This is a genomic window from Plesiomonas sp., from assembly GCF_051650925.1.
Lineage (GTDB): Bacteria > Pseudomonadota > Gammaproteobacteria > Enterobacterales > CAMTGL01 > Plesiomonas.
On the sequence record NZ_JBOFRH010000525.1, the window covers coordinates 1 to 2,728 of the forward strand.

At 48.4% G+C, this 2,728-nt stretch carries 2 protein-coding genes; both read left to right on the forward strand.

Annotated features, from left to right (window positions below):
- The coding region (locus ACRC27_RS12590; protein WP_438640024.1) for a family 20 glycosylhydrolase at positions 1 to 1,113 on the forward strand (1,113 nt) is incomplete at its 5' end.
- 197 nt (positions 1,114 to 1,310) lie between these two features.
- Positions 1,311 to 2,728, forward strand: a 1,418-nt coding sequence (gene glnS / locus ACRC27_RS12595; RefSeq protein WP_438640025.1) for a glutamine--tRNA ligase, incomplete at its 3' end; no start/stop codon positions are given.

Sequence of the window (2,728 nt, forward strand, 5' to 3'; positions counted from 1 at the left end):
GCAGCAATGCATCAAGCCGCCGGTCAGCCACTGCAAACATGGCATTTTGGTGGTGATGAAGCGAAAAACATCCACTTAGGGGGCGGTTTCCAAGATATTAATGCCGCCGATAAAGTTGACTGGCGTGGCACGATTGACCAAAGCAAAGAAGATAAGCCGTGGGCAAAATCACCGGTTTGTCAGAAGATGATTGCTGATGGCAAAGTCTCTGATTTTGAACATTTACCAAGCCAGTTTGCGCTGGAAGTCAGCAAGATTGTTAATAAGCATGGCATCAGCAAGATGATGGCGTGGCAAGATGGTTTGAAAGATGCCGAAAGCGCGAAAGCCTTTGCCACCAAGAAAACCGGTGTCAACTTCTGGGATACCCTGTACTGGGGTGGTTTTGACTCAGCAAATGATTGGGTGAATAAAGGATACGAGTTTATTGTATCGAACCCAGATTATGTCTATTTCGATATGCCGTATGAAGTTAACCCGAAAGAGAGCGGTTACTACTGGGCAACCCGTTTTAGTGATGAGCGCAAAATCTTTGCCTTCGCACCAAACAATCTACCGCAAAATGCGGAAACATCGGTTGACCGTGATGGCAATGCCTTTACCGCAAAAAGCGATAAGAAATGGGGCGGCGCTACCGGTGTTCAGGGTCAGTTCTGGAGCGAAAGCATCCGTACCGACGAGAACATGGAGTACATGATCTACCCTCGCCTTCTGCCGCTGGCTGAGCGTGCATGGCATCAGGCTGATTGGGAACTCGATTATGTTGCCGGACGTGAGTTTAAAGGCGGTGAAACGCAGTTTGTGAACAAACGTGCCTTGAATAAAGATTGGACACGCTTTGCCAATATCGTCGGCCAACGTGAGCTGGCAAAACTCGATAGCGCAGGTATTCACTACCGTCTGCCAGTACCGGGTGCGGTCATTGTCAACGGTGTTCTGGAAACCAATACCGCACTACCGGGTGTTGCTGTTGAATTCTCAACTGACAACGGCACAACATGGCAGCGTTATGATGCAAAAGCAAAACCGGCCGTAAGTGGTGATGTTCAAGTTCGTAGCGTCAGCGCTGACGGAAAACGCACCAGCCGCATCGAGACAACCAGCAGCAAATAAGCATCTTGCTGCTCTCTTATGTCGGAAGATGAATAGAAAAATAGACTATTTTCCCTTTCCACAGCAACTAACCCGCCGTTTGGCGGGTTTTTTTTATCTTTTTACACAGATTATGATTGCAACGGTTGTTTGCAGGGGCGGTATTGTGGATGATATTGGGTTATGTTGTTGCATCACCGCGAGTGAGGGTAAATAAAATGAGTGAGGCAGAAGCCCGCCCGACTAACTTCATTCGTCAGATCATCGATGAAGATCTGGCGACTGGTAAACATACATCGGTACATACCCGTTTTCCGCCTGAGCCAAACGGGTATTTGCATATCGGTCACGCAAAATCTATCTGCCTGAACTTTGGGATTGCACAAGATTATCAAGGCCAGTGTAATCTGCGCTTTGATGATACCAATCCGACCAAAGAAGACATTGAATTTGTTGAGTCTATTCAGCGTGATGTGCAGTGGCTGGGCTTCCAGTGGACTGGCGATATCTGCTACTCCTCTGACTATTTTGACCAACTGCACGGCTATGCAATTGAGCTAATAGAAAAAGGGTTGGCGTATGTTGATGAGCTAACTGCAGATCAAATCCGCGAATACCGTGGCTCTTTGACTGAAGCTGGCAAGAACAGCCCGTACCGTGATCGCAGTGTAGAAGAGAACCTTGCGCTATTCGCCAAAATGAAAAACGGTGAATTTGCCGAAGGTTCAGCCTGCTTACGCGCAAAAATTGATATGGCATCACCGTTTATCGTTATGCGTGATCCGGTCATTTATCGCATTAAGTTTGCCGACCATCATCAAACCGGCAGCAAGTGGTGCATCTACCCGATGTACGACTTCACCCACTGCATTTCCGATGCGCTTGAAGGCATTACCCACTCTATCTGTACGTTGGAGTTTCAGGATAACCGCCGTCTGTACGACTGGGTACTCGATAACATCACCATTCCGTGCCACCCGCGTCAGTACGAGTTTTCACGCCTGAACCTTGAGTACGCTATTATGTCAAAGCGTAAACTCAATCAGCTGGTTACTGAAAATATCGTTAATGGCTGGGATGACCCACGTATGCCAACCGTTTCTGGTTTGCGCCGTCGGGGTTATACCTCTGAGTCTGTCCGTGAGTTTTGCCGCCGTATCGGTGTGACTAAACAAGACAACATGGTAGAGATGTCGGCACTTGAAGCCTGTATCCGCGAAGATCTGAACGAAAATGCGCCACGAGCCATGGCCGTGATCGATCCCGTACGTGTGGTTATTGAAAATCTGCCTGAAGGTCATCTGGAAAACCTGACTGCACCGGCACACCCGAACAAGCCTGAAATGGGTACCCGCGAATTACCGTTTACCCGCGAAGTATTTATTGATCGCGCGGATTTCCGCGAAGCGGCCAATAAACAGTTCAAGCGCTTAGTATTGGGTAAAGAAGTCCGTCTGCGTAATGCCTACGTGATCAAAGCAGAGCGTGTAGAGAAAGATGATGCTGATAACATCACCACCATCTTCTGTACTTACGATGCCCAGACATTAGGTAAAGATCCGGCTGACGGCCGTAAAGTAAAAGGCGTTATCCACTGGGTATCTGCCGATAAAGGTGTTCCGGCAGAGATCCGCTT